27 protein-coding genes and 1 tRNA gene are annotated in these 23,693 nt (G+C 68.2%); 19 read left to right on the forward strand and 9 right to left on the reverse strand.

The features are described 5' to 3' along the window. Position 1: 1 nt before the first annotated feature. Positions 2-172 (reverse strand): 50S ribosomal protein L33, encoded by a 171-nt coding sequence (rpmG, locus tag RHCRD62_RS01180; RefSeq protein WP_171018727.1) that lies wholly within the window; start codon positions 170-172, stop codon positions 2-4. Continuing rightward, complete coding sequence (gene rpmB, locus RHCRD62_RS01185) at positions 169-405, reverse strand: 50S ribosomal protein L28 (RefSeq protein WP_050062837.1); 237 nt, start codon at positions 403-405, stop codon at positions 169-171. Before rpmB ends, rpmG begins: the two co-directional genes overlap by 4 nt. Positions 406-511: 106 nt before the next feature. Here rpmB and RHCRD62_RS01190 point away from each other — a divergent pair, with 106 nt between their 5' ends. From RHCRD62_RS01190 to RHCRD62_RS01235, 10 genes are all read left to right on the forward strand, one after another. After that, complete coding sequence (locus tag RHCRD62_RS01190; protein ID WP_050062838.1) at positions 512-1,759, forward strand: ribosome hibernation factor-recruiting GTPase MRF; 1,248 nt, start codon at positions 512-514, stop codon at positions 1,757-1,759. Further along, the gene (locus tag RHCRD62_RS01195; protein ID WP_050062839.1) at positions 1,756-2,016 is read left to right on the forward strand and encodes a type B 50S ribosomal protein L31; all 261 of its coding nucleotides are present in this window, start codon (positions 1,756-1,758) and stop codon (positions 2,014-2,016) included. Before RHCRD62_RS01190 ends, RHCRD62_RS01195 begins: the two co-directional genes overlap by 4 nt. Before the next feature lie 25 nt (positions 2,017-2,041). Further along, positions 2,042-2,215: a 50S ribosomal protein L32 gene (rpmF, locus tag RHCRD62_RS01200; protein WP_050062840.1), complete on the forward strand. Its 174-nt coding sequence runs from the start codon at positions 2,042-2,044 to the stop codon at positions 2,213-2,215. Positions 2,216-2,353: 138 nt separating this feature from the next. Continuing rightward, positions 2,354-3,802, forward strand: a complete 1,449-nt coding sequence (gene cycA / locus RHCRD62_RS01205; protein ID WP_050063397.1) for a D-serine/D-alanine/glycine transporter — start codon at positions 2,354-2,356, stop codon at positions 3,800-3,802. A gap of 91 nt (positions 3,803-3,893) precedes the next feature. Beyond that, positions 3,894-4,502 carry a trimeric intracellular cation channel family protein gene (locus RHCRD62_RS01210; RefSeq protein WP_050062841.1) on the forward strand — a complete coding sequence of 203 codons (609 nt, stop codon included), beginning with the start codon at positions 3,894-3,896 and terminating at the stop codon, positions 4,500-4,502. A gap of 58 nt (positions 4,503-4,560) precedes the next feature. Further along, a complete protein-coding gene (locus RHCRD62_RS01215; RefSeq protein ID WP_050062842.1) occupies positions 4,561-5,247 on the forward strand; it encodes a response regulator transcription factor in 687 nt (228 codons plus the stop codon). Further along, a complete protein-coding gene (locus RHCRD62_RS01220; RefSeq protein ID WP_050062843.1) occupies positions 5,247-6,716 on the forward strand; it encodes a sensor histidine kinase in 1,470 nt (489 codons plus the stop codon). Before RHCRD62_RS01215 ends, RHCRD62_RS01220 begins: the two co-directional genes overlap by 1 nt. Before the next feature lie 104 nt (positions 6,717-6,820). After that, positions 6,821-8,260: a S1C family serine protease gene (locus RHCRD62_RS01225; RefSeq protein WP_084734008.1), complete on the forward strand. Its 1,440-nt coding sequence runs from the start codon at positions 6,821-6,823 to the stop codon at positions 8,258-8,260. A gap of 71 nt (positions 8,261-8,331) precedes the next feature. Further along, positions 8,332-8,829, forward strand: a complete 498-nt coding sequence (locus RHCRD62_RS01230; RefSeq protein ID WP_216596604.1) for a MogA/MoaB family molybdenum cofactor biosynthesis protein — start codon at positions 8,332-8,334, stop codon at positions 8,827-8,829. A gap of 2 nt (positions 8,830-8,831) precedes the next feature. After that, a complete protein-coding gene (locus RHCRD62_RS01235; RefSeq protein ID WP_253277184.1) occupies positions 8,832-9,011 on the forward strand; it encodes a hypothetical protein in 180 nt (59 codons plus the stop codon). A gap of 11 nt (positions 9,012-9,022) precedes the next feature. On the opposite strand, the gene mscL is transcribed toward RHCRD62_RS01235, so the two are convergent. The 4 genes from mscL to RHCRD62_RS01255 all read right to left on the reverse strand — a co-directional run bounded on the left by mscL (position 9,023) and on the right by RHCRD62_RS01255 (position 11,225). Then, positions 9,023-9,415, reverse strand: a complete 393-nt coding sequence (mscL, locus tag RHCRD62_RS01240) for a large conductance mechanosensitive channel protein MscL (RefSeq protein WP_050062846.1) — start codon at positions 9,413-9,415, stop codon at positions 9,023-9,025. A gap of 90 nt (positions 9,416-9,505) precedes the next feature. Continuing rightward, on the reverse strand, positions 9,506-10,174 hold the full coding sequence (locus RHCRD62_RS01245; protein WP_050062847.1) for an SAF domain-containing protein: 669 nt from the start codon (positions 10,172-10,174) through the stop codon (positions 9,506-9,508). Positions 10,175-10,261: 87 nt separating this feature from the next. Next, positions 10,262-10,549, reverse strand: coding sequence for an FmdB family zinc ribbon protein (locus RHCRD62_RS01250; RefSeq protein ID WP_050062848.1), 288 nt, complete (start codon positions 10,547-10,549; stop codon positions 10,262-10,264). A 97-nt stretch (positions 10,550-10,646) separates the two neighbouring features. Continuing rightward, a complete protein-coding gene (locus RHCRD62_RS01255; RefSeq protein ID WP_050062849.1) occupies positions 10,647-11,225 on the reverse strand; it encodes a 5-formyltetrahydrofolate cyclo-ligase in 579 nt (192 codons plus the stop codon). A 76-nt stretch (positions 11,226-11,301) separates the two neighbouring features. Between RHCRD62_RS01255 and RHCRD62_RS01260 the strand changes: the two genes are divergently transcribed. From RHCRD62_RS01260 to RHCRD62_RS01285, 6 genes are all read left to right on the forward strand, one after another. After that, positions 11,302-12,222: a UTP--glucose-1-phosphate uridylyltransferase gene (locus RHCRD62_RS01260; protein WP_050062850.1), complete on the forward strand. Its 921-nt coding sequence runs from the start codon at positions 11,302-11,304 to the stop codon at positions 12,220-12,222. A gap of 24 nt (positions 12,223-12,246) precedes the next feature. Continuing rightward, positions 12,247-13,506: a molybdotransferase-like divisome protein Glp gene (gene glp, locus RHCRD62_RS01265; RefSeq protein ID WP_050063399.1), complete on the forward strand. Its 1,260-nt coding sequence runs from the start codon at positions 12,247-12,249 to the stop codon at positions 13,504-13,506. Positions 13,507-13,510: 4 nt separating this feature from the next. Continuing rightward, positions 13,511-14,170, forward strand: a complete 660-nt coding sequence (locus RHCRD62_RS01270; RefSeq protein WP_172670985.1) for a GNAT family N-acetyltransferase — start codon at positions 13,511-13,513, stop codon at positions 14,168-14,170. Between the two features lie 190 nt (positions 14,171-14,360). Further along, complete coding sequence (glpR, locus tag RHCRD62_RS01275; protein ID WP_050062851.1) at positions 14,361-15,191, forward strand: divisome protein SepX/GlpR; 831 nt, start codon at positions 14,361-14,363, stop codon at positions 15,189-15,191. A gap of 89 nt (positions 15,192-15,280) precedes the next feature. Next, a tRNA-Ala gene (locus RHCRD62_RS01280) sits at positions 15,281-15,356 on the forward strand. 282 nt (positions 15,357-15,638) lie between these two features. After that, positions 15,639-17,057 (forward strand): Ig-like domain-containing protein, encoded by a 1,419-nt coding sequence (locus RHCRD62_RS01285; RefSeq protein WP_050062852.1) that lies wholly within the window; start codon positions 15,639-15,641, stop codon positions 17,055-17,057. 68 nt (positions 17,058-17,125) lie between these two features. On the opposite strand, the gene RHCRD62_RS01290 is transcribed toward RHCRD62_RS01285, so the two are convergent. Further along, positions 17,126-18,877 carry an AMP-dependent synthetase/ligase gene (locus RHCRD62_RS01290; RefSeq protein WP_050062853.1) on the reverse strand — a complete coding sequence of 584 codons (1,752 nt, stop codon included), beginning with the start codon at positions 18,875-18,877 and terminating at the stop codon, positions 17,126-17,128. A gap of 148 nt (positions 18,878-19,025) precedes the next feature. On the opposite strand from RHCRD62_RS01290, the gene RHCRD62_RS26010 reads away from it, so the two are divergent. From RHCRD62_RS26010 to RHCRD62_RS01300, 3 genes are all read left to right on the forward strand, one after another. Further along, positions 19,026-19,169 (forward strand): hypothetical protein, encoded by a 144-nt coding sequence (locus tag RHCRD62_RS26010; RefSeq protein WP_171018763.1) that lies wholly within the window; start codon positions 19,026-19,028, stop codon positions 19,167-19,169. A 98-nt stretch (positions 19,170-19,267) separates the two neighbouring features. Continuing rightward, a complete protein-coding gene (locus RHCRD62_RS01295; RefSeq protein WP_253277185.1) occupies positions 19,268-20,137 on the forward strand; it encodes an SDR family oxidoreductase in 870 nt (289 codons plus the stop codon). A gap of 183 nt (positions 20,138-20,320) precedes the next feature. After that, the gene (locus RHCRD62_RS01300) at positions 20,321-21,736 is read left to right on the forward strand and encodes an Ig-like domain-containing protein (RefSeq protein WP_050062855.1); all 1,416 of its coding nucleotides are present in this window, start codon (positions 20,321-20,323) and stop codon (positions 21,734-21,736) included. 59 nt (positions 21,737-21,795) lie between these two features. Here the strand turns inward: RHCRD62_RS01300 and RHCRD62_RS01305 are convergent, their stop codons facing one another. After that, positions 21,796-22,488 carry an ABC transporter ATP-binding protein gene (locus RHCRD62_RS01305; protein WP_050062856.1) on the reverse strand — a complete coding sequence of 231 codons (693 nt, stop codon included), beginning with the start codon at positions 22,486-22,488 and terminating at the stop codon, positions 21,796-21,798. 36 nt (positions 22,489-22,524) lie between these two features. After that, positions 22,525-23,592: an ABC transporter permease gene (locus tag RHCRD62_RS01310; RefSeq protein WP_050062857.1), complete on the reverse strand. Its 1,068-nt coding sequence runs from the start codon at positions 23,590-23,592 to the stop codon at positions 22,525-22,527. Between the last annotated feature and the right edge of the window lie 101 nt (positions 23,593-23,693).

Raw genomic sequence — 23,693 nt, forward strand, 5'->3', positions numbered from 1 at the left:
CCTACTTCTCTTCGCGGAAGTCGACGTGTCGTCGGACGACCGGGTCGTACTTGCGCAGGACCAGGCGGTCCGGGTCGTTACGGCGGTTCTTGCGGGTGACGTAGGTGTATCCGGTTCCCGCGGTGGACTTGAGCTTCACGATCGGCCGGATGTCGGTGCTCCTCGCCATCAGATGCGTACCCCCCGAGCGCGGATTCGGGCGACGACGGCCTCGATGCCGTCCCGGTCGATGGTCTTGATGCCCTTCGTCGAGACGGTGAGCGTGATTCGTCGTCTCTCGCTGGGCAGGTAGTACGCCTTGCGCTGGATGTTCGGATTCCAGCGGCGGCTCGTCCGGACGTGGGAATGCGAGACGGACTTCCCGAATCCGGGGGCGCGTCCTGTGACCTGGCAGTGGGCGGGCATGGGACCTCCTCATCATTGTGAAAGTGAAAACGGTTTTCGACAAACGAGTGATCGCACTGTAGCGTCCACGTTCGGTAAATGACAATCGTTATCGAAAGGAGCGGCAGTGACCCGGACACCAGTCGTCCTCGTCTCGGGCTGGCACCACACCGCACGCATCGCGGACACCCTCCTGACGGAGGGCACGGTCCTCGTGCACCACGACCTCGGTCACCTCGGTGAAGGTGTGGTCCGGCGCACGATCACCCACCCCGACCGCCGCGTCGACACGACCGTCCTCGAGCTCGCCCACGGCTGCGTGAGCTGCACCCTCCGGGAGGACCTGCTGCCACTGCTGCGACGACTGCACCGCCGCGACTCCGTCCGCCGTATCGCACTGCTGCTCGATCGCACCCTCGAGCCCGAGGTGGTGTGCCTCGCCGTCGAGCAGGTCGTGGTCGCGGGCGTGGTCGGGCAGCTCGACGGACCGGCCTCCCGGGACGTGCGGATCGAGGCGGTCCTCACCTGCGTCGACGCCGCCACCTGGCTCGACGACGCCACCGGCGACGACGACCTCGCCGAGCGTGGCCTCGCCGTGGTCGCGGACGACGAGCGCACCGTCGCCCAGGTCGTCGTCGGTCAGGTCGCGATCGCCGACGCCATCGTCGTCGCAGGAAGGGGACCCGATGGCTGGAGCCAGGCCAGGCTGCACGCTGCGCTGACGCGCCTCGCGCCCACCGCCCCGATCGACTGGATCGGCGACGACCTTCCCCCCGACGCGGGCGGCCTGTTGGCCCGCGTCCCGGCTGACGCCCGCCGCGGGTCCGCCTCCGACGTGCACGCATCACTGCTCCGCGGGCAGCCGCCGCTCTCGTCCGACTGCGGCGTCACCCTTGTCGAGTTCGTCGCCACGCGGCCCTTCCACCCGGAACGCCTGCACAGTGCCGTCGACACGCTCCTGGACGGAGTCGTCACGGCACGAGGGCGACTGTGGGTGGCCACCCAACCCGGCAACGTGCTGTGGCTCGAGTCGGCGGGGGGAGGGCTGCGTATCGGACGGGCCGGTCGGTGGCTGGCGGCGATGACACCCGACGAACAGGAAACGGAATCGGCGACGCGGCGTGCGCTCGCCGCACTTTCCTGGGACGAGCGCCACGGCGACCGCCACACCTCGCTCGTCGTGTTGGCCTGCGGCGCAGACCCCACCGAGATCGACCGCGCGCTGCAGTGGGCGCTGGTCACGGACGACGAACTCCAGGACGTCGCGGCCTGGCGCGCATGGTCCGACCCCTTCGCCGAATGGCACGAAGACCCCTGCGGTGAGCAGGACCTCCCATCCGAATACCTGGAGACCTACCGAGAGGACCGATCGTGAAGAAGTCGATTCATCCCCCGTACCACCCCGTCGTCTTCCGGGACGGCGGCACCGGAAACCAGTTCCTGACCCGGTCGACCGTCACCAGCAGCCAGTCGGTCGTGTGGGACGACGGCAACACGTATCCGCTGGTGGTCGTCGACGTGACCGCCGACTCGCACCCGTTCTGGACGGGCGCGTCCAGGGTCGTCGACACCGCGGGACGCGTCGAGAAGTTCGAACGCCGCTACGGAACGCGGCGTCCGCAGGGCCGCTGACCAGCAGAGAAGGAAGGAACACGCCATGGCAGTCCCGAAGCGCCGAATGTCGCGCTCGAACACCCGCAGTCGACGGTCACAGTGGAAGGCGACGGTCCCCGACCTGGTCGACGTGACTGTCGGGGGTGTCACACATCGGGTTCCGAGACGCCTGGTCAGGGCGGTCGAGCGGGGCCTCTACGACCCGACGGGACGGTGATCTGCGACGTCGGGACCGGGCGCGACCTGCTCGTTCGCTAGAATAACGATCGCCTTGCGCCCATCGGCGCGCTCGGTCCCGACGTCCACCGACGTCCGATGCGTAGACCACGGCCCTGCCGTGGGCGAGGAGAACCCAGTGTCCGAAGACACCCAGATCGTCGCGGCCCAGGATCGAGAACCCGGCCTGTCCCGGCAGCTGACCAACCGGCACATCCAGCTCATGGCGATCGGCGGTGCCATCGGCACCGGCCTGTTCATGGGCTCGGGCAAGACCATCTCCCTGGCCGGGCCCTCGGTGCTGTTCGTCTACATGATCATCGGCACGATGCTGTTCTTCGTCATGCGGGCGATGGGCGAACTGCTGCTGTCGAACACCGGGTACCGGTCCTTCGCCGACTTCGCAGGCGACTACCTCGGACCGTGGGCCGGCTTCTTCACCGGCTGGACGTACTGGTTCTGCTGGATCGTCACCGGCATCGCCGACGTCATCGCGATCTCCGGCTACGTGTCCTACTGGTGGGGTTCGCTGCCCCTGTGGATCCCGGCGCTCGCCGCCGTCGTACTCCTGATCGCGCTCAACCTCCCGACGGTGAAGGCCTTCGGTGAAACCGAGTTCTGGTTCGCTCTCATCAAGATCGTCGCCATCGTCACGCTCATCGTCGTCGGGCTCGCCATGGTCTTCACCCACTTCGTCGCGCCCAACGGATCCGAATCCGCATTCGCGAACCTGTGGAACGACGGCGGATTCTTCCCCACCGGACCGATGGGCTTCGTCGCCGGATTCCAGATCGCCACCTTCGCTTTCGTCGGAATCGAACTGGTCGGCACCGCCGCCGCGGAGACCAAGGATCCACAGAAGAACCTGCCCAAGGCGATCAACTCGATCCCGATCCGCGTGATGCTGTTCTACGTCGTCGCGCTGGCCGTGATCATGTCCGTCACCCCGTGGCGCGAGATCAGCGGTGACCGCAGCCCGTTCGTGGCGATGTTCGCGCTCGCCGGCATCGGCATCGCCGCATCGGTGGTCAACTTCGTCGTGCTCACCTCGGCGGCGTCGTCGGCGAACTCCGGTATCTACTCGACGTCACGCATGGTCTACGGCCTCGCCCAGGACGGCGACGCACCCGGCGCGTTCGCGCGGCTGACGAAGCGGCGGGTGCCTGCCAACGCCCTCTACCTGTCCGGCGTGTTCCTCCTGTCCGGTGTGGTGATGGTCGTCGTCGGCGACTCGCTCATCGAGGCGTTCACCATCGTCACGACCATCTCGTCACTGTGCTTCATGTTCGTCTGGTCGATGATCCTGATCAGCTACATCGTCTACCGGCGCAGGCGCCCCGACCTGCACGAGCAGTCCACCTTCCCGATGCCCGGCGGCGTCGCGATGTGCTACGTCGTGCTGGCGTTCTTCGGGTTCCTGGTCTGGGCGTTCACACAGAAGTCCGACACCCTGCAGGCGCTGCTGGTGACGCCGGTCTGGTTCGTGATCCTCGGCGTCGTGTGGGCGGTCATCCGGCGACGTCCGGTGCAGATGGCCCGCGCCGCGGCGTTCGACGCCACCCGAAACGGCGACACGGTCGACCGCTGACGCCTGCCTCCGCCGCGACTCCGCGGCGCGAATGGATCATTCACTCGATCCGGTCGACCGAACCGATCATGGCGGTCCATGGAGGTGAGCAGTGCTGCTGACGGTGCTCGAACTGGTCGGCGTGGTCGCGTTCGCGGCGTCCGGCGCGCTGGTCGGCGTCACCAAACGGCTCGACCTCTTCGGAGTGAGCCTGATCGGGGTGTTCACCGCCATCGGCGGCGGTGTGCTGCGCGACGTCCTGCTCGGCATCACCCCGCCGACCTCGCTGACCACCTGGAAGTACTTCACCACCGCACTCGTGACGTCGGTGGTGGTCTTCTACGCCCACGCCGCGATCCGTCGACTGCGCCGCGAGATCCTCGCCCTCGACGCCCTCGGCATGGGCCTGTTCGCGAGCAGTGGTGCGACGATCGCGCTCGACGTCGGCGCGAGCAACCAGGCCGCAATGCTGATCGGCGCGACCGCCGCGATCGGCGGCGGCGTGCTTCGCGACATCCTCGTCAACGAGGTGCCCCTGCTCCTGCACCGCGACCTGTACGCGATTCCCGCGCTGATCGGGTCGAGCGTCGTCGTGGCGTGCGCGGCGGCGGGCCTCGGCTCGAACGTCGGACTCGTGGTCGGGACGGCATCGGCGTCGCTGCTCCGACTGCTCGCACTGTGGCGCAAGTGGAACCTGCCGGGCCCGCGGCACGTGGACTGACCGACACGGTTAAGCGACCTCTCAGCACGATCTCAGTCGCTGGGGGGAAACTATGAGGATGCGCATCCTGGTGGTCGACGACGACCGAGCCGTGCGGGAGTCCCTCCGCCGTTCACTCACCTTCAACGGATACACCGTCGACCTCGCCGTCGACGGGTTGAACGCACTGGAGAAGGTGGCCGAGTCCCGGCCCGACGCCGTCGTCCTCGATGTCATGATGCCGCGACTGGACGGCCTCGAGGTGTGCCGCCGGTTGCGCAGTGCGGGCGAGGACCTGCCGATCCTGGTGCTCACCGCCCGCGACTCCGTGTCCGAACGGGTCGCGGGACTCGACGCGGGCGCCGACGACTACCTGCCGAAGCCGTTCGCGCTCGAGGAACTGCTGGCCCGGCTCCGGGCGTTGCTCCGCCGCGCGGTTCCCGACCCCGATGCCGACTCCGAGGTCCTCGCGTTCGAGGACCTGACCCTCGACCCGGTCACCCGGGAGGTCACCAGGAAGGGCCGGTCGATCAGCCTGACCCGCACCGAGTTCTCCCTGCTGGAGATGCTGATGTCGAACCCGAGGCGGGTGCTCTCGCGCAGCCGCATCCTCGAGGAGGTGTGGGGCTACGACTTCCCAACCTCCGGCAACGCCCTCGAGGTGTACGTCGGGTACCTGCGGCGCAAGACCGAGGCCGACGGCGAGCCCCGCCTGATCCACACCGTCCGCGGTGTCGGTTACGTGCTGCGGGAGACTCCTCCGTGATGGTTGCTCCGTTCGGACGTTCGCCCTCCGACCCGTCGTCGCCCAGCACGATTCCCGAGATGCGTCCCCCGATGCCGCTGACCCGATCCGTGTCCTTGCGGTGGCGGGTCACGTTGCTCGCGGCATCGGTGGTGGCGATCGCGGTCGCCGTCATGGCGATCGCCGCGTACGCCGTCGTCTCGCGTGCCCTCTACAACGACGTCGACTCCCAGTTGCGCAACAGATCGACGACGCTGATCGCCAACAACTTCGACGCCCTCGACATCCGGACGATCTCGCTGGCGACGGTGTACTCCAACGACATCAGTGTCGCCCTGGTGTTCCCGGACCTGACGGTCTACATGCCGCCGGGGTCGAACACGCCGATCGGCGATGCCGAGATGTCCGTCGCGCGTGGCGAACACGAGTCGACACTGCGGACGCTCGCCGGGCAGCGCGTGTTCGCGCAACGCACGAACCTCGGTTCGACACTGGTCATCGCGCAGCGGCTGGAACCGACGGAGGAGGTGCTCGAGCGGCTCGCCTGGGTGCTGTTCATCGTCGGCGGGTGCGGCGTGGCGTTGGCTGCGCTCGCCGGGATGGCCGTGGGGCGCACCGGGTTACGGCCCATCAGCAGGCTCACCGCCGCGACCGAACGGATCGCGCGTACCGACGAACTGAGCCCGATCCCGGTGACGGGGAACGACGAACTCGCCCGGCTGACGGTCTCGTTCAACACGATGCTCCGCGCACTCGCCGAATCCCGTGACAGGCAGTCGCGTCTCGTCGCGGACGCGGGGCACGAACTGCGCACGCCGTTGACGTCGCTGCGGACGAACACGGAGTTGCTGATGGCGGCGGGCAGGCCCGGTGCGCCGCACATCCCCGACGAGGACATGGCGGAGCTGCGCGCCGACGTCATCGCTCAGATCGAGGAGCTCTCGACCCTCGTCGGCGACCTCGTCGACCTCGCGCGCGAGGACGCGCCGGAGACGGTGCACGAGCGAATCGACCTGGCGGACACCGTCGAACGGTCACTCGAACGGGTGCGCAGGCGCCGCAACGAGGTGGACTTCGACGCAGAGACCGTGCCCTGGTTCGTCCACGGGGACGGAGCGGGGCTGGCCAGGGCCGTCCTGAACGTCCTCGACAATGCGGCCAAGTGGAGTCCACCCGGCGAGCAGGTCCGGGTGCGGATGCGTCAACTCGACGCGGGACATCTGGCCCTCGTCGTCGACGATGCGGGACCCGGAATCCCCGAGGAGGACCGGGATCTGGTGTTCGAGCGTTTCTACCGTTCCACGGAGGCGCGCTCGATGCCCGGTTCCGGGCTCGGACTGGCGATCGTCCGTCAGGTCGTCGTGAAGCACGGAGGCACCGTCACCGCGGGTGCATCCGCGCGCGGAGGGGCACTGCTCACGATCGTGTTGCCGGGCTCGGCGACGGCACCTGCGGACGACGAGGTCGACAGCAGGATCTCGGCAAACTGAAAGCCGCGTCTCAGGACTCTCTAAGTCCGGACAGGCAGGCTTGGGGGTAACGAGAAGGACTACAGCGCACCGACCTGGTGCGCAGGGGAGAACGGATCACACGCATGACCGACGATTACAGCGACGGGCGCGGCGCAGGACAGGGTGGCGAGGCCGGACCGGCTGGTTCGCCCTGGGCGCCGAACCAGCCGGCAAACCCGCAGCCACAGCAGTCGGCGACCCCGAACCAGCCCGGTGCGCAGTACCCGGCGGATCAGCCGACGGCGCAGTACCCGACGGGTGACCAGCCGACGGCCCAGTACCCGACCTACCAGCAGTCGACCTACGGTCAGGCGCCGTACGCCGGTTACTCGTCGCACGACGCGCAGCAACCGACCGACCCTCGCGCAACCCATCAGGCTCCGGGCCAGTACGCGACCGCGACCGCCACGAAGCCGAAGCCGGCGCGCACGGCGATCGTCGCGGGCGCGGTGGCGCTCGCACTCGTCAGCGGCGGAATCGGCGGCGCCGTCGGAGCCTGGACGCAGAGCGGCTCGTCCTCCGGAGCCGTCACGAACGCGCTCGACGCCCCGCGCACCAACGCAACGCAGACCGCGAACGCCCCGGCGGGCACCGTGCAGGCAGTAGCCCAGAAGGTGCTGCCCAGCGTCGTGCAGATCCAGGTGGCGGGCGCGCAGGCCGAAGGTGAGGGATCGGGTGTCGTCCTGTCGTCCGACGGGCTGATCCTGACGAACAATCACGTGGCGGCCGGAGCGGGCGCCAACGGCAAGATCACCGTTGCGTTCTCGGACGGAACGACGGCGTCCGCGACCCTCGTCGGCGCCGACCCGATGTCCGACATCGCCGTCATCAAGGTCGAGGGCCGCACCGACCTCACGCCGATCGAGCTGGGCACGTCCGCAGACGTACAGGTCGGTCAGCCCGTCGTGGCCATCGGATCCCCGCTCGGTCTCGCGGGCACCGTCACGAGCGGAATCGTGTCCGCGCTCAACCGGCCGGTGTCGACGAGCGGCGAGTCCGGCAACCAGAACACCGTCATCGACGCCATCCAGACCGACGCCGCCATCAACCCCGGCAACTCCGGTGGCGCCCTGGTGAACATGGACGGCAAGTTGATCGGCATCAACACCGCCATCGCAACACTCGGCGGTGAGGCGGCGGGAGGCCAGCAGGGCGGTTCGATCGGGCTCGGCTTCGCCATTCCGGTCGACCAGGCAAGCCGCATCGCGAACGAACTCGTCAAGACCGGCAAGGCGACCCAGGCGATCATCGGTGTCTCCGTGTCGTCCCGGGACACCTCGCACGGCGCAGGCGTCATGGACGTGACGGCAGGCGGGCCTGCCGACAAGGCGGGCATTCCGAAGGGCTCGGTCATCACCCGGGTCGACGACCGGGTCGTCGACAGTGGCGACTCGCTGATCGCCGCGATCCGCTCGCACGCACCAGGCGACAAGGTCGAGGTCACCTACACCGACGCCAACGGCAAGAACGGCGCGACCGTCGAGGTCACCCTCGGGACGGCTCCCACTCAGGGTGGTCGCTGATGCCGCCACGCCCGGTGTCGTTTCGCCTCCACACCGGACCGGGCCCCGGCGGTACCACTACCGTAGGGACCATGGACATCGAAGCCCCGCTGGCCGGCCGCGCACTCGTGGTGATCGTCGACGACCGCACCGCGCACGGAGACGAAGTGGACTCGACGGGACCGCTCGTCACCGAACTGCTCAACGAGGCAGGCTTTCTCGTCGACGCCGTCGTCGCCGTCTCTGCCGACGAGGTGGAGATCCGTAACGCCCTCAACACCGCCGTCATCGGTGGCGTCGATCTCGTGATCTCGGTCGGCGGAACGGGTGTGTCGCCGCGCGACGTCACCCCCGACGCGACTGCCGCGGTCCTGGACCGCGAGATCCCCGGAATCAGCGAGGCGCTGCGCTCGTCGGGCCTTGCCGCAGGATCGCTCGATGCGGGACTCTCGCGCGGGGTCGCGGGCGTCTCGGGAAGTACCCTGGTGGTGAATCTGGCATCGTCCCGCGCTGCGGTGCGCGACGGCATGGCCACCTTGACACCGCTCGCCAGTCAGGTGATCGGTGAGGTGTCCCGTATCGAGGAGTGACCATCACCGACGACGCGCCACGCGCACACCCCAGCCGGGACCCGAAGACTCGGGCCCGGCTGGCGCGCATATTCGGTGACGTACTACCGGAGACGACCGGCGACGAGCGGTCCCCCGAGGACGCCCGCGACTCCTCCTCGGACGACTGGCTGCGACGTCAGGTTCCGCCGCACCACGGCTGAATCGGGCGCAGTCAGTCCTGCGATGCGGACCGGTCGGCGAGCAGGTCGCGGATCTCCGCGAGGAGTTCGGTCTCGGTGGCTTCGGGGCCCTTCTTCGGTCCGCCGAACCGTTCCTTCGCGTGGTTGTACGGCATGATCAGCACGAAGTACACGACCGCGGCAATGATGACGAAGTTGATGCCCGCGGTGATGACCGCTCCGATGTTGACGAACGTCTCGGGGTTGTCGGTGATCTGGAAGCCGAAGCCCATCTCGTCGGAACCGCCGGCGGCCGCGACCAGGGGATCGATGATGTTGTCACTGAAGGCGGTGACGATCGCCGTGAAGGCGGCGCCGACGACGACCGCAACGGCCAGGTCGATCACGTTGCCCTTCAGCAGGAAATCCTTGAAGCCCTTGAGCATGGCCCGGTCCTCGTTTCGCTCGATCGGCTGGCGGGTGTGCCGGACACTCAGGATGCCAAAAAAACGATCGGGTCGCGCCCTTCGACACGCTCAGTGCAGCGTCACCGTGATCGTCCCCGTCATGGTCGCGGCGGCCACCGCAGTAGCGCTCACCTCTGGTAATGCCACGAGCACCGCGGGATCGGACGCCGCCCGTCCGCTGTCGCGGGCCGCGGCGAGCACCACCGTGGCGTTCGTGGCGAGCACTCGCGGCGTCCCCGATCCCTCCGCATCGGCGGTGAGGATGTCCACGACATCGCCTGCGCGCAGGAGCCCGGCCACCTGGGCATCGTCGATTCGCAGGGGCACGACGCGGGCGTCCGGTCCGGCGGCGGCTTCCGCCAGTCGGGAACCCAGCAGGCGGACGTCCGTCAGCGTCTCACCCGAACGGGCGGGACCGGCGAGGGTGTGCCCGATCACGCCCTCCGTGCTGTGCACTGCACCGTCGGGAACGGCATCGACAGGGAGTGGGATCAGCCGAAGATCCGCCTCGCCGAGGACGGTGCCGGGAGGGACGTCGCGCGCGACCGTCACGACATCGACCCGATCGTTTCCCTGGTCGCCGCGGATCGCCAGTACCAACGCGATCACGGCGAGTGCCGCCGCAGCGATCCGGCGACCGGTCGTCGTGCGGCTCCAGTCGGGCCGGGTCAGCCGGGAGACGCGGTCGAGCGTGGTCGGGGAGAGGGCGTCGCGGAGGCGCCCGACATCACGTGCCATGCCCTCACGTTAGGGACGGCATCGTCACTCGACGGGTCGTGCAGGCCTGCCCTGTGGATGAATCAGGGGGCTGTGGACAACGCTGTTTCAGCTGGCAGCGGGCGCGGGCGTGCTCGCGGGAGCGGACGATTCCGACTTCGTCGAGGACGAGGAGTCGGAGGACTTCGCGGCGGGTTCGCTGGCGGTACTGCTGCCGCCGCCGCGGTTGTCGGTGCGGTAGAAGCCGCTGCCCTTGAACACGATGCCCACCGAGTTGAACAGCTTGCGCAGCTTCCCGTTGCATTCGGAGCAGACGGTCAGGGTGTCGTCCGTGAACGACTGCACGATGTCGAAACGGTTGTCGCATTCGGTGCAGGCATAGGAGTAGGTGGGCACTGCAGGTTCCTCCGCACGGGTACTCGAGGCCTGGGTAGGTGATACGACAGGCACTGGCACTTTACAGTCAAGAGTGCCAACGCTGCCAATTTGCCTGCTATTCCAGGGTGCGCAGGCCACCGCGGGGAGTGAGCACCTCACGCATCCGGACATCGTGGGGGTCCTCGGGCAGTTCGTCGACGAATTCGGCGTCGCGCACCACCGCCACCAGTCGAGGCCCCGACGCCAATGCGAGGGTGCGGTCGTAGAACCCGGCTCCCCGGCCCAGACGCACACCGCGGCGGTCCACGGCCAATGCCGGGACCAGTAGCAGTGCGGCCTCCGCGACGACGTCGGGAGGCAGGAACGGCGGCTCCGGCTCCTTCAACCCGAACGGGGCCGATACCAGCGAATCAGCCCCCCGGTACGGCGCCCACTCCAGCGGCCCGGGCTCACGGGCGACCGGAAGCAACACCCGCCCGACCACCCCTGCGAGCGCGTCGAGCATGGCCACCGACCCGGGCTCACGGCCCACCGGAACGTACGCGCACACGGTGGCGTCCGCGCCCAGCGTCATGCCGATCTCGCGTGCGGCCGCTGCGAGGGCGTCCGCCTCGACCGCCCGGGTGTCGGCGTCCGTCTTCCGCCGCGACGCGAGGATCGCGGTGCGCCACTGGGACTTGGTCCGCGACGTCATCGGCCCCCTGCCGTTCTGCTCATACCGGCAACCCTAGAATCTCGGTCTCACCGGCAGGGCGGCTAGGGTGTGGCCCATGACAGACACCGGTTCCAACGACAACAGGGCATTCCGCACGGCGGTGGTCCCCGCGGCAGGACTGGGTACCCGGTTCCTTCCCGCGACGAAGACCGTGCCGAAGGAACTGCTGCCCGTTGTCGACACGCCGGGTATCGAGCTGGTGGCCGGGGAGGCCGCGGATTCGGGGGCGACGCGACTGGTGATCGTCACGTCCGAGGGCAAGGACGGCGTGGTCGCGCATTTCGTCGAGGACCTCGTCCTGGAGAGCAAGCTCGAGGCGAGCGGCAAGTCGCACTTGCTGGAGAAGGTTCGGAAGGCGCAGGGCCTGCTGAAGGTCGAGTCGGTGGTGCAGGACGAGCCGCGTGGTCTCGGGCATGCGGTGGCGTGCGCGGAGGCGGTCCTCGACAGCGACGAGGACGCGATCGCGGTGCTGCTGCCGGACGACCTCGTGATGCCGCGGGGTGTCCTGGAGACGATGGCGCGGGTGCGTGCCAAGCGTGGTGGCAGCGTCCTGTGCGCGATCGACGTGCCGAAGGACCAGGTCAGCGCCTACGGCGTGTTCGACGTCGAGGAAGTGCCGGACACGGTGAACCCGGACGTCCTCAAGGTCGTCGGGATGGTGGAGAAGCCGAAGGTCGAGGAGGCACCGTCGACGTTCGCGGCGGCGGGTCGGTACCTGCTGGACCGGGCGGTGTTCGACGCGTTGCGCCGCATCGAACCCGGCGCGGGTGGCGAGTTGCAGTTGACCGATGCGATCGCGCTGTTGATCGCGGAGGGCCATCCCGTGCACGTGGTGGTGCATCGGGGTGGGAGACACGACCTCGGAAATCCCGGCGGCTACCTGCGTGCTGCGGTTGACTTTGCGCTTGCCAGTGAAGAGTACGGTCCGTCCCTGCGTGAGTGGCTCGTCGAGAGACTCGAGCAGACGGAGCGGTAAGTGGGGTCGGGAGGCAGCATCCACATGCGCTCGGTTGAGGAGCAGCAGGCCAGGGTGACCGCTGCCGCCGTCGCCCCCAGACCTGTCCGGGTCGCGATCTCCGAGGCCCAGGGCCTGCTCTGCGCGGAGGAGGTGGTCACCGAGCGTCCACTTCCCGGTTTCGATCAGGCCGCGATCGACGGTTACGCCGTCCGCAGTGTCGACGTCGCGGGTGCGGGTGGCCGCCAGGTCGGTGACGACGGCGCGCCCGTCGACGTCGTGCTTCCGGTGGTCGGTGAGGTCGCAGCGGGGTCGCGTCAGGCCACCCGGTTGCAGCCTCGTCAGGCCGTCCGAGTCGACACAGGCGCTCCCATGCCGACTCTCGCCGACGCCGTCCTGCCCCTCGATCGCACCGACGGGGGACGCAACCGTGTCCGGGTGCTGAGCTCCGTTCGCTCCGGCGACTACGTCCGTCGCGTCGGCGACGACGTCCAGCCGGGCGATGTCGCCGTCCGCGCGGGCACCATCATCGGAGCGGCGCAGGTCGGCCTGCTCGCCGCGGTCGGCCGCGACAAGGTGCTGGTGCATCCGCGTCCACGCCTGTCGGTGATCAGCGTCGGCGGCGAACTCGTCGACGTGGACCGCACGCCCGGACCGGGTCAGGTGTACGACGTGAACTCCTATGCGCTCGCCGCCGCGGCCCGGGACGCGGGCGCCGACGTGAACCGGGTCGGCATCGCGGGCACGGACCTGCGACGCCTGCGTGAGGTCGTCGAGGGGCAGCTGATTCGCTCGGAGATCGTGGTCATCGCCGGTGCCGTCGGCGGGGGAGCGTCCGACCAGGTCCGCGAAGCGCTGCGCGAGCTCGGTGACCTGGAGGTCGAGCGGGTCGCCATGCATCCGGGGTCGGTGCAGGGCTTCGGTCAGCTCGGCCGGGACGAGGTTCCGACCTTCCTTCTGCCGTCGAATCCGGTCAGTGCCCTCGTCGTGTTCGAGGTGATGGTGAGGCCGCTGATCCGGATCGCGCTCGGCCGTAGGCAACCGATGCGTCGAATCGTCTCGGCGCGGACCGTCGCGCCGATCACCTCGATCGAGGACCGCAAGGGTTTCCTCCGCGGGCAGTTGATGCGCGACGAGTCGACCGGGGAGTACCTCGTTCAGGCACTTGGCGGGGCGCCCGGATCCTCGTCCCATCTGCTGGCGACACTTGCCGAGGCGAACTGCCTGGTCCTGGTGGACCCGGAAGTGACGGACATCCGCACGGGTGACCGCGTCGACGTCGCGTTCCTCGCCCAGCGGGGCTGACCGCGTGAGTACGTCGTCGCTGCGCCGCTACACGGTGCACCCGGGTTGGCCGGCACGCCTGGGTCCACTGGTGGTGCCTGCCGGTCGGGTGACGTTGCGCCCGATCCGGCTGCGGGACGCCGCGACCTGGAGCAGGCTGCGAATCCGCGACGAGGATCACCTGCGCCCCTGGGAGCCCACGGGCGAGGGACCGTGGGATGCGCGGCATCACATCGGAAACTGGCCAGGGCTGTGTTCGTCACTGAGGGCGGAGGCACGTCGGGGGCGGATGCTGCCGATGGTGATCGAGCTGGACGGCAGGTTCTGCGGTCAGTTGACGATCGGAAACGTGGTGCGCGGTGCGCTTCGATCTGCGTGGATCGGGTACTGGGTGTCGCAGGCGGACGGTGGTCGGGGTGTCGCGACGGCCGCGCTCGCGCTCGGGCTCGATCACGGCTTCGGGCCCGTCGGGCTGCACCGGATCGAGGCGACGGTGCGCCCCGAGAACCTCGCGAGCCGGGCGGTGCTGCAGCACGTCGGTTTCCGGGAGGAAGGTCTGCTCGAGCGGTATCTCGACGTCGACGGGCGGTTCCGTGACCACCTGCTGGTCGGCCTCACCGCCGAGGAACTCGAGGCCACGGCCGCCGATCGGCTGGTGCGTGCCGGTCGCGCCGCGTGGGGCTGAGGCCCTGGTTACATTTCCGCTACCGAGCGTGCATCGATGCGGCAGTAGTGACTAATGTGGCATGTGGGAAAGGTGAGTCGGCGCGTCTGCGGGGAACAGCGAGTCGAGACAACTAGCCTGAGTAGGCCTACCGGGTCAAATACGCAGGTGAGTGCTGCGCTGGCAGACGACAGGGAGGGAGGTCGCCGACATGCCGAACTCACTGGTGGTTGTCGCGCTGGTCGCGATGTGGCTGTTCGTGCTGCTTCCGATGCAGGCCAAGCGTCGTCCGCGAATCCGGCAAACCACGGACGCGGCGCTGGCGACCAGAGTCCTCGACCGTGATCAGCACGCGCGGCAACATCGCCGCGGCCCGGCGACCGGGCACCGGAGCGACCCGCACTGGAGCCCGGATCCGAATCGGCCGATGCATGCGGAGGACTGGATGGAATCGCAAGCCAGAACGGACGCGGACCACGACCAGGGCTACGACGAAGTCGACACGCACGGCGAGTACGACGAATACGACGACTACGACGTGCGCGACCGCGAGGAGCACGAGGCGGCTCCGAAGTCGCGTGAACGTGCGACCTATCGCCGCGGACGCGGCGGCTTCGATCCCGAGGCGGACGCGATCGCTCGCGCTGCGCGGTACGGGTTTCGGCAGCGGACGGTCCTCGGCCTCGTGCTCGCCGCGATCATGGCCGCAGCGCTCGCGTTGATCATCTCGTCGACCATGTGGTGGTTGTGTGCCGCCGTGGTGGCGACGCTCGGAGGGTACCTCGCGTACCTGCGTCGACAGGTGCAGATCGAGCACGAGATCCGGCACCGGCGCCTGGCTCGGCTGAGCCGGTCTCGGCTCGGTGTGGAGTCCCGCGACGATGCCGAACTGCGTCTCGTGCCGTCGCGGCTGCGCCGGCCGGGCGCGGTGGTTCTCGAGATCGACGACGAGGATCCCGTCTTCGACCACCTGGCTCACCACGACATCCATTTCGACGAGGGTGACGGCACCGACGAAGTGCGCCGCGTCGTCGGTCAATAGCCCGAAAAGCTCCTGCGACCAGCCGATTTTCCTGTTCCAGGATGTGCCTGTTAGAGTTGCCGAGCACTCCTTGAAGGGGTGTGAGGACTGGGGCTGTGGCGCAGTTGGTAGCGCGCTTCGTTCGCATCGAAGAGGTCAGGGGTTCGATTCCCCTCAGCTCCACCAGTTCGACACAGAGGGCGCTCCCGCGATCGGCGGGAGCGCCCTCTGTGCATTTGTGCGACGTGGCCCGACTGCGTGTTGCTGACTGATTGCTTAGCATCTAGTCGAATTGGACGTCCGTCCATCTTTCGTCGCGAAAACGCTCTTGACCTGATGTCTGATGTGGTCTAATCCTCTGCGACTTTGTGCCCGCGAGGCGACATGCCGAGGTAACTGGCGCACCGAGAACACGAGTACGGCGGATCGAACAACCCCAGTGTTTTCGGGCCGCTGTGGAGGAAATGCATGTCAGAACACAGCATTCGCCGCGTGGTTGGCGGGGTCAGCGCTTTTGCGATCGCGGCAGGCTTCGCCGTGGTCACCGGATCGGGTGTCGCCCAAGCGGCGTCCGGGACGGTCGACTGGTGGGACGGGAACAGCCACTTCACCCGGACAGTGAGCAACACGACGCCCGCTGAGGGAGACGTGGTCACGGTCTCCACCAAGTTCGAGCGCAAGGCATGGACCACGCTCGAGATTCTCTACGGCGTCAAGGACGTGCATGCGCCCTGCCTGACGTACGTCGAGGGGTCCGCGAAGGTCGACGGCTCGCCGCGTGGTCTGGACAGCCAGGGGGCGGACTTCGCGAAGGTCGCCGGCAGCTGGACGGTGTACCCGAACATCGACCCGAAGTCCCACACGTTCGAGTTCTCCTACAAGGTCGGGCCGGATTGCGCTCGGGACACTGCGCTGCAGTCGGGCATGCACTACAGCGGCTCGCTCGGTTCGGGAACCTACGACAACAAGGGCCCGGCGATCACGGTCGGCAAGAACGCCTCGACCACCACCCTCGCCGCGGTGACGGGTGCTCAGGTCGGGCAGGCCGTGACCCTGTCGGCCACCGTCACCGGCGGCGCCAACGGTGACACCGTCGACTTCTACGACGGTGGCACCAAGATCGGTTCGGGCGCGCTGAACAACGGTGTCGCGACCTACTCGTGGACCCCGGGCAACCGCGGCTCGCACACCCTGGTCGCGAAGTTCCCCGCCACGGCGAAGGCGAACGCCTCCGAGTCGGGTGCGCAGAGCGTGCAGATCACCGACGCGGACGCCAACTCGTCGACCGTGCTCGCGCCGGTCGGCAATGCACAGGTCGGACGCCCCTCGGTGCTGAAGGCGACGGTCTCCCCGGCCGGTGCCGGCGGCACGGTCACGTTCAAGGACGGCGCCGCGGTGCTCGCCGAGGTTCCGGTCCCCGCGAACGGTGAGGCCACCTACACCTGGGTGCCGTCCACGTCGGGCGCCCACGCGATCAGCGCGGCCTTCTCCGGCCGGGCCGGTGTGACCGCTTCGACTGCGAACGCGACCATCACCGTGGCCGAGGCGCCGGCAGGCAACGTCTCGTCGACCACGGCGCTCGCCATCGGTGGCAACCCGACGGTTGGCGCATCGAACATGCTCTCGGCTCAGGTTTCGCCCGGAAACGCGGGTGGCTCGGTCACGTTCAAGGACGGCGACACGGTCATCGGTACCGCCCAGGTGGATGCCAACGGCAATGCCGGCCTCGCGTGGACTCCGGCGACTGCCGGTCAGCGCGTCATCAAGGCCGAGTACTCGGGCGCGGGCAACGTGAATGCGTCCGCCGACTCGGAGTCCGTCCAGGTCGCGGCCGCCCCCGGCGGCGGTGACGGCGGCAACGGCAGCTCGTTGTTCGGCTCCAGCTAGACCCGGTCAACGGATCCCCGTCACCGCATGCGGTGACGGGGATCCGTCGTTTCCGGTAGTGGGTGTCGTCAGCCCGCGTACAGATCCTCGATCTGCGGTGCGTACTTGTCCGCGATCGGCTTGCGGCGCAGTTTCAACGTCGGCGTGAACTCCTCGCCGCCGGGTTCCCAGACGTCGGGGAGCAGCGCGAACTTCTTGACCTGTTCGACGTGTGACAGCTGGCTGTTCGCGGCGGCGACGGCGCGGTCGATCTCCGCTCGCACCTCGGGGCTGTCCGTGAGTTCACCCGGGGAGCGGCCGGATCCCGCGAAGGCGGCCGCGACGTCCTGATCGAGGGTGAGGAGCGCCGTCACGTAGGGGCGGGCGTCTCCGATCGCGACGGCGCCTGCGATCAGCGGGCTCGCCGCGTGCAGTGCGTCCTCGATGGCCGCCGGGGAGATGTTCTTGCCGCCGGTGGTGACGATCAGTTCCTTCTTGCGGTCGACGATCGTCACGTAGCCGTCGGCGTCGATGGTCGCGATGTCGCCGGTGTGCAGCCAGCCGTCGGCGTCGAGTGTGTCGGCGGTCTTCTCCGGCTCGCCGCGGTAGCCCCGCATGACGCCGGGCCCGGAGACGAGCAGTTCGCCGTCGTCGGCGAGCTTGAGTGTCATGCCGGTCACCGCCTCGCCGACCGACCCGATGCGGATCGACCCGGGCCGGTTCGCGGTTCCCATGGCGGTCGTTTCCGACATACCCCACACCTCGCAACACGGTATGCCGAGGCCGAGGATGAAGGTCAGCACGTCGGGTGAGATCGGCGCGGCGCCGGTGAAGGCGATGCGGACCTCGTCCATGCCGAGCTTGCGGCGGATCGAGGCAAGGACCAGACGGTCCGCGGCTGCGTGCTGCAGTTCCAGCCGGTGCGGAACGGGGACGCCCGCCGACCGCATTCGGGCGACGCGCATTCCCACGTCGACGGCCCAGCGAGCCAGCTTCTCCTTGGTCCCACTCTCGGCGTCGATCGCAGCTTCGATCCCGGCCTTCACCTTGTACCAGACCTGGGGGACGGCGAGGAAGAGCGTGGGGTGAACCTGTGGCAGCACGGTTGTCGCCTGCTTCATGTCAGCGAGGGTCGTGATCTCCGCCGCAAAGAAGATCGGGAGGTAGTGGGCGACGGCCCGGTTCGCGATGTGTGCATCGGGCAGGTACGACACGCCTCGATCGTCGGACGTGGGGTGCGCGAGGTCGACGGCGGCGTCGCGGTAGGCGAAAATGTTCGAGTGGGTGAGCTCCACGCCCTTGGGAGGCCCCGTCGTGCCGGACGTGTAGATGATCGTGACGAGGTCGTCGGGGCGCACGTCCCGCCAACTCGCGTCGAAGTCGAAGGCCGGGTCGGGATTCGCCTCGAGGTCGGCGAGGTCGACGGCTCCGTCAGAGGCTCCGTCGACGCAGACGACGTGTTCGACCGAGGTTCCTGGGATCGCCTCGCGGATCGCCGGAAGGAACTGGCTCTCGCACACCATGACCCGGTTGCGCGCGTTGGTCAGTACGTGCCGTAACTGCTCGGCGGCGAGGGTGTTGTACACCGAGAACGGGGTGGCTCCCGCGTGCAGAGCCGCGGTGTCGACGAGGTTGAACTCGGGGCGGTTCGTCAGCATGATCCCGACCGTGTCGCCGTGTCGGACACCGAGATTGGCGAGCCCGGCGGCGATGGATCGAACGCGCTCGCCGTACTCGTGCCAGGTGATGGCCACACTGTCGGCGGGGGTGCGCAGTGCGATCTTGTCAGGATGGCGGGCGACGGTGTCCTGGAATGCGGCGCAGAGGGTGTCGAGGCTCATCGTGGATCCTCCTTGACTGGCGGACCGGGGCCACCCAGGGCAGCGATGTGACCCACGTCACCTACCAGGATAGCCCCGCGGCGTCCGGCATTCTGGGCGGTTGGCCGTGCGCCCGAATCGGAGCACACTGAGTGATATGGATCACAGAATGTCGGATGACGAGTTGCGCAGGGCGATCCGGAAGTTGCGGGAGCGCGCCGACTACGCCCGTGGCCACGAGGATGCGGCCGCGGCCGAGGAGATCGAGCGAACCATCCGCGGCTACCAGGACGAGATGGCCACGCGACTGTAGGTCGTGCGCGACCGGGCGACGGCGGCCTATATCGGCTCGCCGTGCGCTGGTGGGCGGTCGCGTCACCGCTGCCGCCGTAGACTCCCGCCGTGAATCGAGTGCGCACCCGCGTACGGACGGCAGGGGGTCTCGTGAGGAATCTCGGCGGCAAGAAGTGTCTGATCACCGGTGCCGGAAGTGGAATCGGTCGCGCCACCGCGCTGGCCTGCGCGGCCGAGGGCGCACAACTGTTCCTCACCGACATCAACGAAGTGGGCCTTGCCGAGACCGTCGCGACCATCACCGCGCGCGGCGGTGACATTGTGGAATCTCGTGCCCTCGACATCGCTGACTACGACGCCGTCACCGAGTGGGCGGTGCAGGTCCACGGCGACCACGGTTCACTCGACGTCGTGATGAACGTCGCCGGGATCTCCGCGTGGGGGACTGTCGAGAATCTCGAGCACCGGCACTGGAAGTCGATGGTCGACGTCAACCTGATGGGCCCGATCCACGTCATCGAGAACTTCGTGCCGCCCATGGTTCGTGCGGGCCGGGGTGGGCACCTGGTGAATGTGTCCTCGGCCGCCGGATTGCTGGCACTGCCGTGGCACGCGGCGTACAGCGCAAGTAAGTTCGGGCTGCGCGGCGTGTCGGAGGTGCTGCGGTTCGACCTGGAGCAGCACGGGATCGGTGTCTCTCTCGTGGTTCCCGGAGCGGTCCAGACTCCGTTGGTCGGGACGGTCGAGATCGCCGGTGTCGACCGGAACGACCCGAAGGTTCAGAAGGCCGTCCACCTGTTCGAGAGGCGCGCCGTGACCCCGGAGAAGGTCGCGCAGTGCATCGTGCGGGGAATCGAGAAGGAACGGTTCCTCGTCTACACCTCGCCGGACATCCGATTCGGATACTGGTGGGCCCGGAAGTTCGCGTGGCCCTACGAGTTCGTGATGCGTCAGGCGAACCGCCAGTTCTCGAAATATCTGCGCTGACACGCTCTGCGGCGACCGTTTCCTGACGTCTGGACGAACGTTCGACCAGTTCGCCGAAACTGGCTCTGCAAGTGATCGAACCGTGATCTACTGCACCCCGATCTCAATCCGATCCGCCTCTATCGGCGGTTCGTGACCACACCACTGGGGCCTTTCGTGGGGGCCGCATTCGGAAGGAATGGCATGTCGGGGATGTCTGGACGCAGGGCGGTCGCCCTTGCGAGCGCGGTCGGGGTTGCCGCGGGATTCGTGGCGGTGGTGTCCACCGGCGTCGCGTCGGCCGCACCGGGAACCATCTCGTGGACCAACGGTGGCGACGCGCTCACCCGCACGGTGAGCAACGTGACGCCCAACGAGGGCGAGATCCTCACCGCCACCACCACGATCACCGGTGCGGGCAGCACCGTCAGCTGGGTCGAGGACGTCCGACCCACCTGCCTGACCTACCTGCAGAACACCGCCAAGGTCAACGGCTTGCCCGTCCCGGTGTCCAGCATCGGCGCGGGCCTGGTCCGTGTGGCGGGTTCCTGGGACGCCACTGCCACCCAGACCTTCGAGTTCCAGTACTCCGTCGGAGCCAACTGCGTCCGTGAGGCCGCCCAGAACACCGGCGTTGCGTACGGCGGCACCACCGCTGGCGAGTTCCGCGGACAGGGCCCCGCCCTCAACGTCGCGAAGAACGTCACCACCACCGAGCTCAAGCCGGTCGGCGCGCTCAAGGGCGGCATCAAGTCGACGCTGACCGCGAACGTTCTCGGCGGTCGCGCCGGTGACCTGGTCAAGTTCTACCGCGGCGTGGACGAGGTCGGCACCGGAACGCTGAACGCCACCGGTGCGGCGACCTTCGACTGGACCCCGTCGAACGTCGACGCAGGCACGTTCGACATCACCGCGAAGTTCCTCGGCACCGGGTATGCGCTGGAGTCCGTCTCTGCTGCCCAGACCGTGACCATCGAAGCGGGCAACCAGAGCACGCAGACGACGCTCATCGTTCCGGCGACCTCGCTGATCAACACGGACGTCGTTCTCGAAGCCCAGGTCGAGCCCTCTCCGGGCGCCGGAACCGTCACCTTCAAGAACGGTGCGACGGTCCTCGGCACCGCCGATGTCGACCCCGCCACGGGCAAGGCAAGCGTGGTGCAGAACTTCAACGTCGTCGGTGACAAGGTGCTCACCGCCGTGTTCAACGGCGCGCCCGGGTTCAACGCATCGACGTCCGCGGCTCAGACGATCAAGGTCAGCGAGCCGGGCGCGACCGACGTGGCGACCACGCTGACGCTGAACATCCCGACCTTGGCGCAGAAGGGTGTCTACGTGTTCCTGCGCGCGACGGTGGCGCCCGCGGCCACCACCGGAACGGTGCAGTTCTTCAGCGGCGCCGAGCCCCTCGGTAACCCCGTGAACGTCAAGAACGGTTTGGCGCAGCAGAGCTACGTCTTCAACGCCAGCGGAATCTTCGACGTCCGCGCCGTCTACAGCGGTGGACCCGGCTTCCTCGGTTCCGAGTCCACGACGACGGTCACCGTCACCGACGAGCCGGTGCCCAACCCCGGTGGCGGCGGCGGAAGCGTCGACATGGGCAGCCTGTTCGGCCAGTAGTCGCGAACGCTCGCGTCACGGCGCCCCGTCCCGGTTTCGGGACGGGGCGCCGTTTTCGTTCACTCGGATACGTTGACGCGGGATCCGGAAGTCAGCCGTCCGCTGTGCATCTCGTGGACCTCGTCGACGAGATCCAATGTGCCGAGGTCGTGCGTGACCATCACGACGGCGACGTTCCGGTCGTGGGCCAGGTCGGCGAGCAGCGCCACGACCTGCCTGCTCCGGTCCTCGTCGAGCGCGGACGTCGGTTCGTCGACCAGCAACACCGACGGTTCGTTCATCAGACCGCGGGCAATCGCGACCCGCTGCCGCTGCCCGCCGGACAGTTGGTGTGGACGCCGGTCGAGGTGCGTGCCGAGACCCAGTTCGGTCAGCAGACCGCGCGCCCGGTCCCGGTCGGCGCGGATGCGACGTCCGCGCAGATGGGTGATGGCGAGCAGTTGTTCCGTTGCGGTCAGTGACGGCAGCAGGTTCGACTGCTGGAATACGAATCCGAGCCGTTCGCGTCGTAGTGCCGTCCGCTCGGCGCGGGATGCCCCGGTGAGGTCGTCGCCGTCCAGTTCGACACGGCCCGAGTCCGGGACGGTCAGCAGGCCCGCGACGGCGAGCAGACTCGACTTGCCTGAGCCGGACGGTCCGGTCACGGCGCTCAGTCGACCGCGTTCGGCGGTGAAGTCGACATCGTCGAGTGCTCGGATCCGGTCGTCGCCGTCGGGATACGTCAACACGACGTCGCGAAGGGTGATTCCCATGGTTGTTCTCCTGGTTCTCCGAGTGAGGCGCGGGTGTCAGCGCGCCGCGCTGAGCGCGGTGAGTGGATCGACGGTGACGATCCGGGTGAGGGCAGCAGCGGCGCCAACCATGCCGAGTGCGATAAGGGCGACGAAGGGGAGTGCGACGCCGGCCACCGTCAGGCTGAATGGAACGGACTGGGCAGCAAGGGATCCCAACCCGACGGCGGCGGCCGTACCGAGGGCGGTGCCCAGAGTGAGGACCGCGAGTGCCTGGCCGAGGGCGTCCCGGATCAGGTATCCGGTGGACGCGCCGATCGCCTTGAGGACCGCGAGATCCTGCCCGCGTTGAATCGTCCACACGGTGAAGAACATGCCCACCACCAGAGAGCCGACCGCCACCAGCATGGCCTGGATCAGCAGCAGTGATCCGCGTTCGGAGCTGTAGCCGCCGATCGCGCCGAACGCGCCGGACTCATCGGTGATCGAGGTGCCGGAGGCGGTCGCTGCCGCGCCCGCGTCGAAGCCAGTCGACGTCTTCAGTGCCAGGACGGTGCCGTAGCTGCCCGCCGCGGTCGGAAGTGCCTGCCAGTCGCCGAGATCCAGCCAGACCACGGGCTGATGACTGTGAGACGAGTCGTCGACGAGGGCGGTCACCGTGACGGTGTGACCCCCGATGTCGACCTGCTCGCCTGAGGTCACCCCGTTGTCCTCGGCGAAGGTGCGGTTCATCGCGACCTGGCCGGGCGACAACGGGACCGGTGCCGCGAAGGACGTACCGTCGACCCCGAATGCGCTGACAGCGGCTTCGTACCCGCCGACCGCTACCCGAGCCGGGGCGACCCCGACGACTGCGACTTCGTCGACACCGGGCTGCGCGGCGAGTTCGTCGTGCTGCGTTTCGGTGACGCGGGAGTCGGAGAACGACAGCGGCCGGTCCTGCCCGGAGTCCTCGAACGCGTAGTGGTCGGCGCCGATGCTCTGGACCGCGGAGATCGACTCGTGGCCGAGTCCGGCGGTCAGGCCTGACAGCAGGACCACCATCAACGAGACGAGAAATCCGGCGGCGACGGTCAGTGCGAAGCGGCCTTTGGCGAATCGGAGGTCACGCAGTGCGAGGAACATGACTCCAGCCTCTTCTCAGGCGAGGAGGTTGGCATCGCGCAACGGGTGGGTTCGGCGATCAATCGAAAGTTGGAACCCGCAGGTCGGAGGCGGATCAGGGT

It is taken from the genome of Rhodococcus sp. RD6.2, assembly GCF_001040705.1.
Classification (GTDB): Bacteria; Actinomycetota; Actinomycetes; order Mycobacteriales; family Mycobacteriaceae; genus Rhodococcus_G.

What these genes read in the sequence shown, in the direction of transcription:
- rpmB (WP_050062837.1), bottom strand. Translation starts at nt 405, where the DNA reads ATGCCCGCCCACTGCCAGGTCACAGGACGCGCCCCCGGATTCGGGAAG.
- rpmF (WP_050062840.1), top strand. Translation starts at nt 2,042, where the DNA reads ATGGCAGTCCCGAAGCGCCGAATGTCGCGCTCGAACACCCGCAGTCGA.
- RHCRD62_RS01215 (WP_050062842.1), top strand. Translation starts at nt 4,561, where the DNA reads ATGCGCATCCTGGTGGTCGACGACGACCGAGCCGTGCGGGAGTCCCTC.
- RHCRD62_RS01220 (WP_050062843.1), top strand. Translation starts at nt 5,247, where the DNA reads ATGGTTGCTCCGTTCGGACGTTCGCCCTCCGACCCGTCGTCGCCCAGC.
- RHCRD62_RS01225 (WP_084734008.1), top strand. Translation starts at nt 6,821, where the DNA reads ATGACCGACGATTACAGCGACGGGCGCGGCGCAGGACAGGGTGGCGAG.
- RHCRD62_RS01230 (WP_216596604.1), top strand. Translation starts at nt 8,332, where the DNA reads ATGGACATCGAAGCCCCGCTGGCCGGCCGCGCACTCGTGGTGATCGTC.
- mscL (WP_050062846.1), bottom strand. Translation starts at nt 9,415, where the DNA reads ATGCTCAAGGGCTTCAAGGATTTCCTGCTGAAGGGCAACGTGATCGAC.
- RHCRD62_RS01245 (WP_050062847.1), bottom strand. Translation starts at nt 10,174, where the DNA reads ATGGCACGTGATGTCGGGCGCCTCCGCGACGCCCTCTCCCCGACCACG.
- RHCRD62_RS01255 (WP_050062849.1), bottom strand. Translation starts at nt 11,225, where the DNA reads ATGACGTCGCGGACCAAGTCCCAGTGGCGCACCGCGATCCTCGCGTCG.
- RHCRD62_RS01260 (WP_050062850.1), top strand. Translation starts at nt 11,302, where the DNA reads ATGACAGACACCGGTTCCAACGACAACAGGGCATTCCGCACGGCGGTG.
- glp (WP_050063399.1), top strand. Translation starts at nt 12,247, where the DNA reads ATGCGCTCGGTTGAGGAGCAGCAGGCCAGGGTGACCGCTGCCGCCGTC.
- glpR (WP_050062851.1), top strand. Translation starts at nt 14,361, where the DNA reads ATGCCGAACTCACTGGTGGTTGTCGCGCTGGTCGCGATGTGGCTGTTC.
- RHCRD62_RS01285 (WP_050062852.1), top strand. Translation starts at nt 15,639, where the DNA reads ATGTCAGAACACAGCATTCGCCGCGTGGTTGGCGGGGTCAGCGCTTTT.
- RHCRD62_RS01290 (WP_050062853.1), bottom strand. Translation starts at nt 18,877, where the DNA reads ATGAGCCTCGACACCCTCTGCGCCGCATTCCAGGACACCGTCGCCCGC.
- RHCRD62_RS26010 (WP_171018763.1), top strand. Translation starts at nt 19,026, where the DNA reads ATGTCGGATGACGAGTTGCGCAGGGCGATCCGGAAGTTGCGGGAGCGC.
- RHCRD62_RS01300 (WP_050062855.1), top strand. Translation starts at nt 20,321, where the DNA reads ATGTCGGGGATGTCTGGACGCAGGGCGGTCGCCCTTGCGAGCGCGGTC.
- RHCRD62_RS01305 (WP_050062856.1), bottom strand. Translation starts at nt 22,488, where the DNA reads ATGGGAATCACCCTTCGCGACGTCGTGTTGACGTATCCCGACGGCGAC.
- RHCRD62_RS01310 (WP_050062857.1), bottom strand. Translation starts at nt 23,592, where the DNA reads ATGTTCCTCGCACTGCGTGACCTCCGATTCGCCAAAGGCCGCTTCGCA.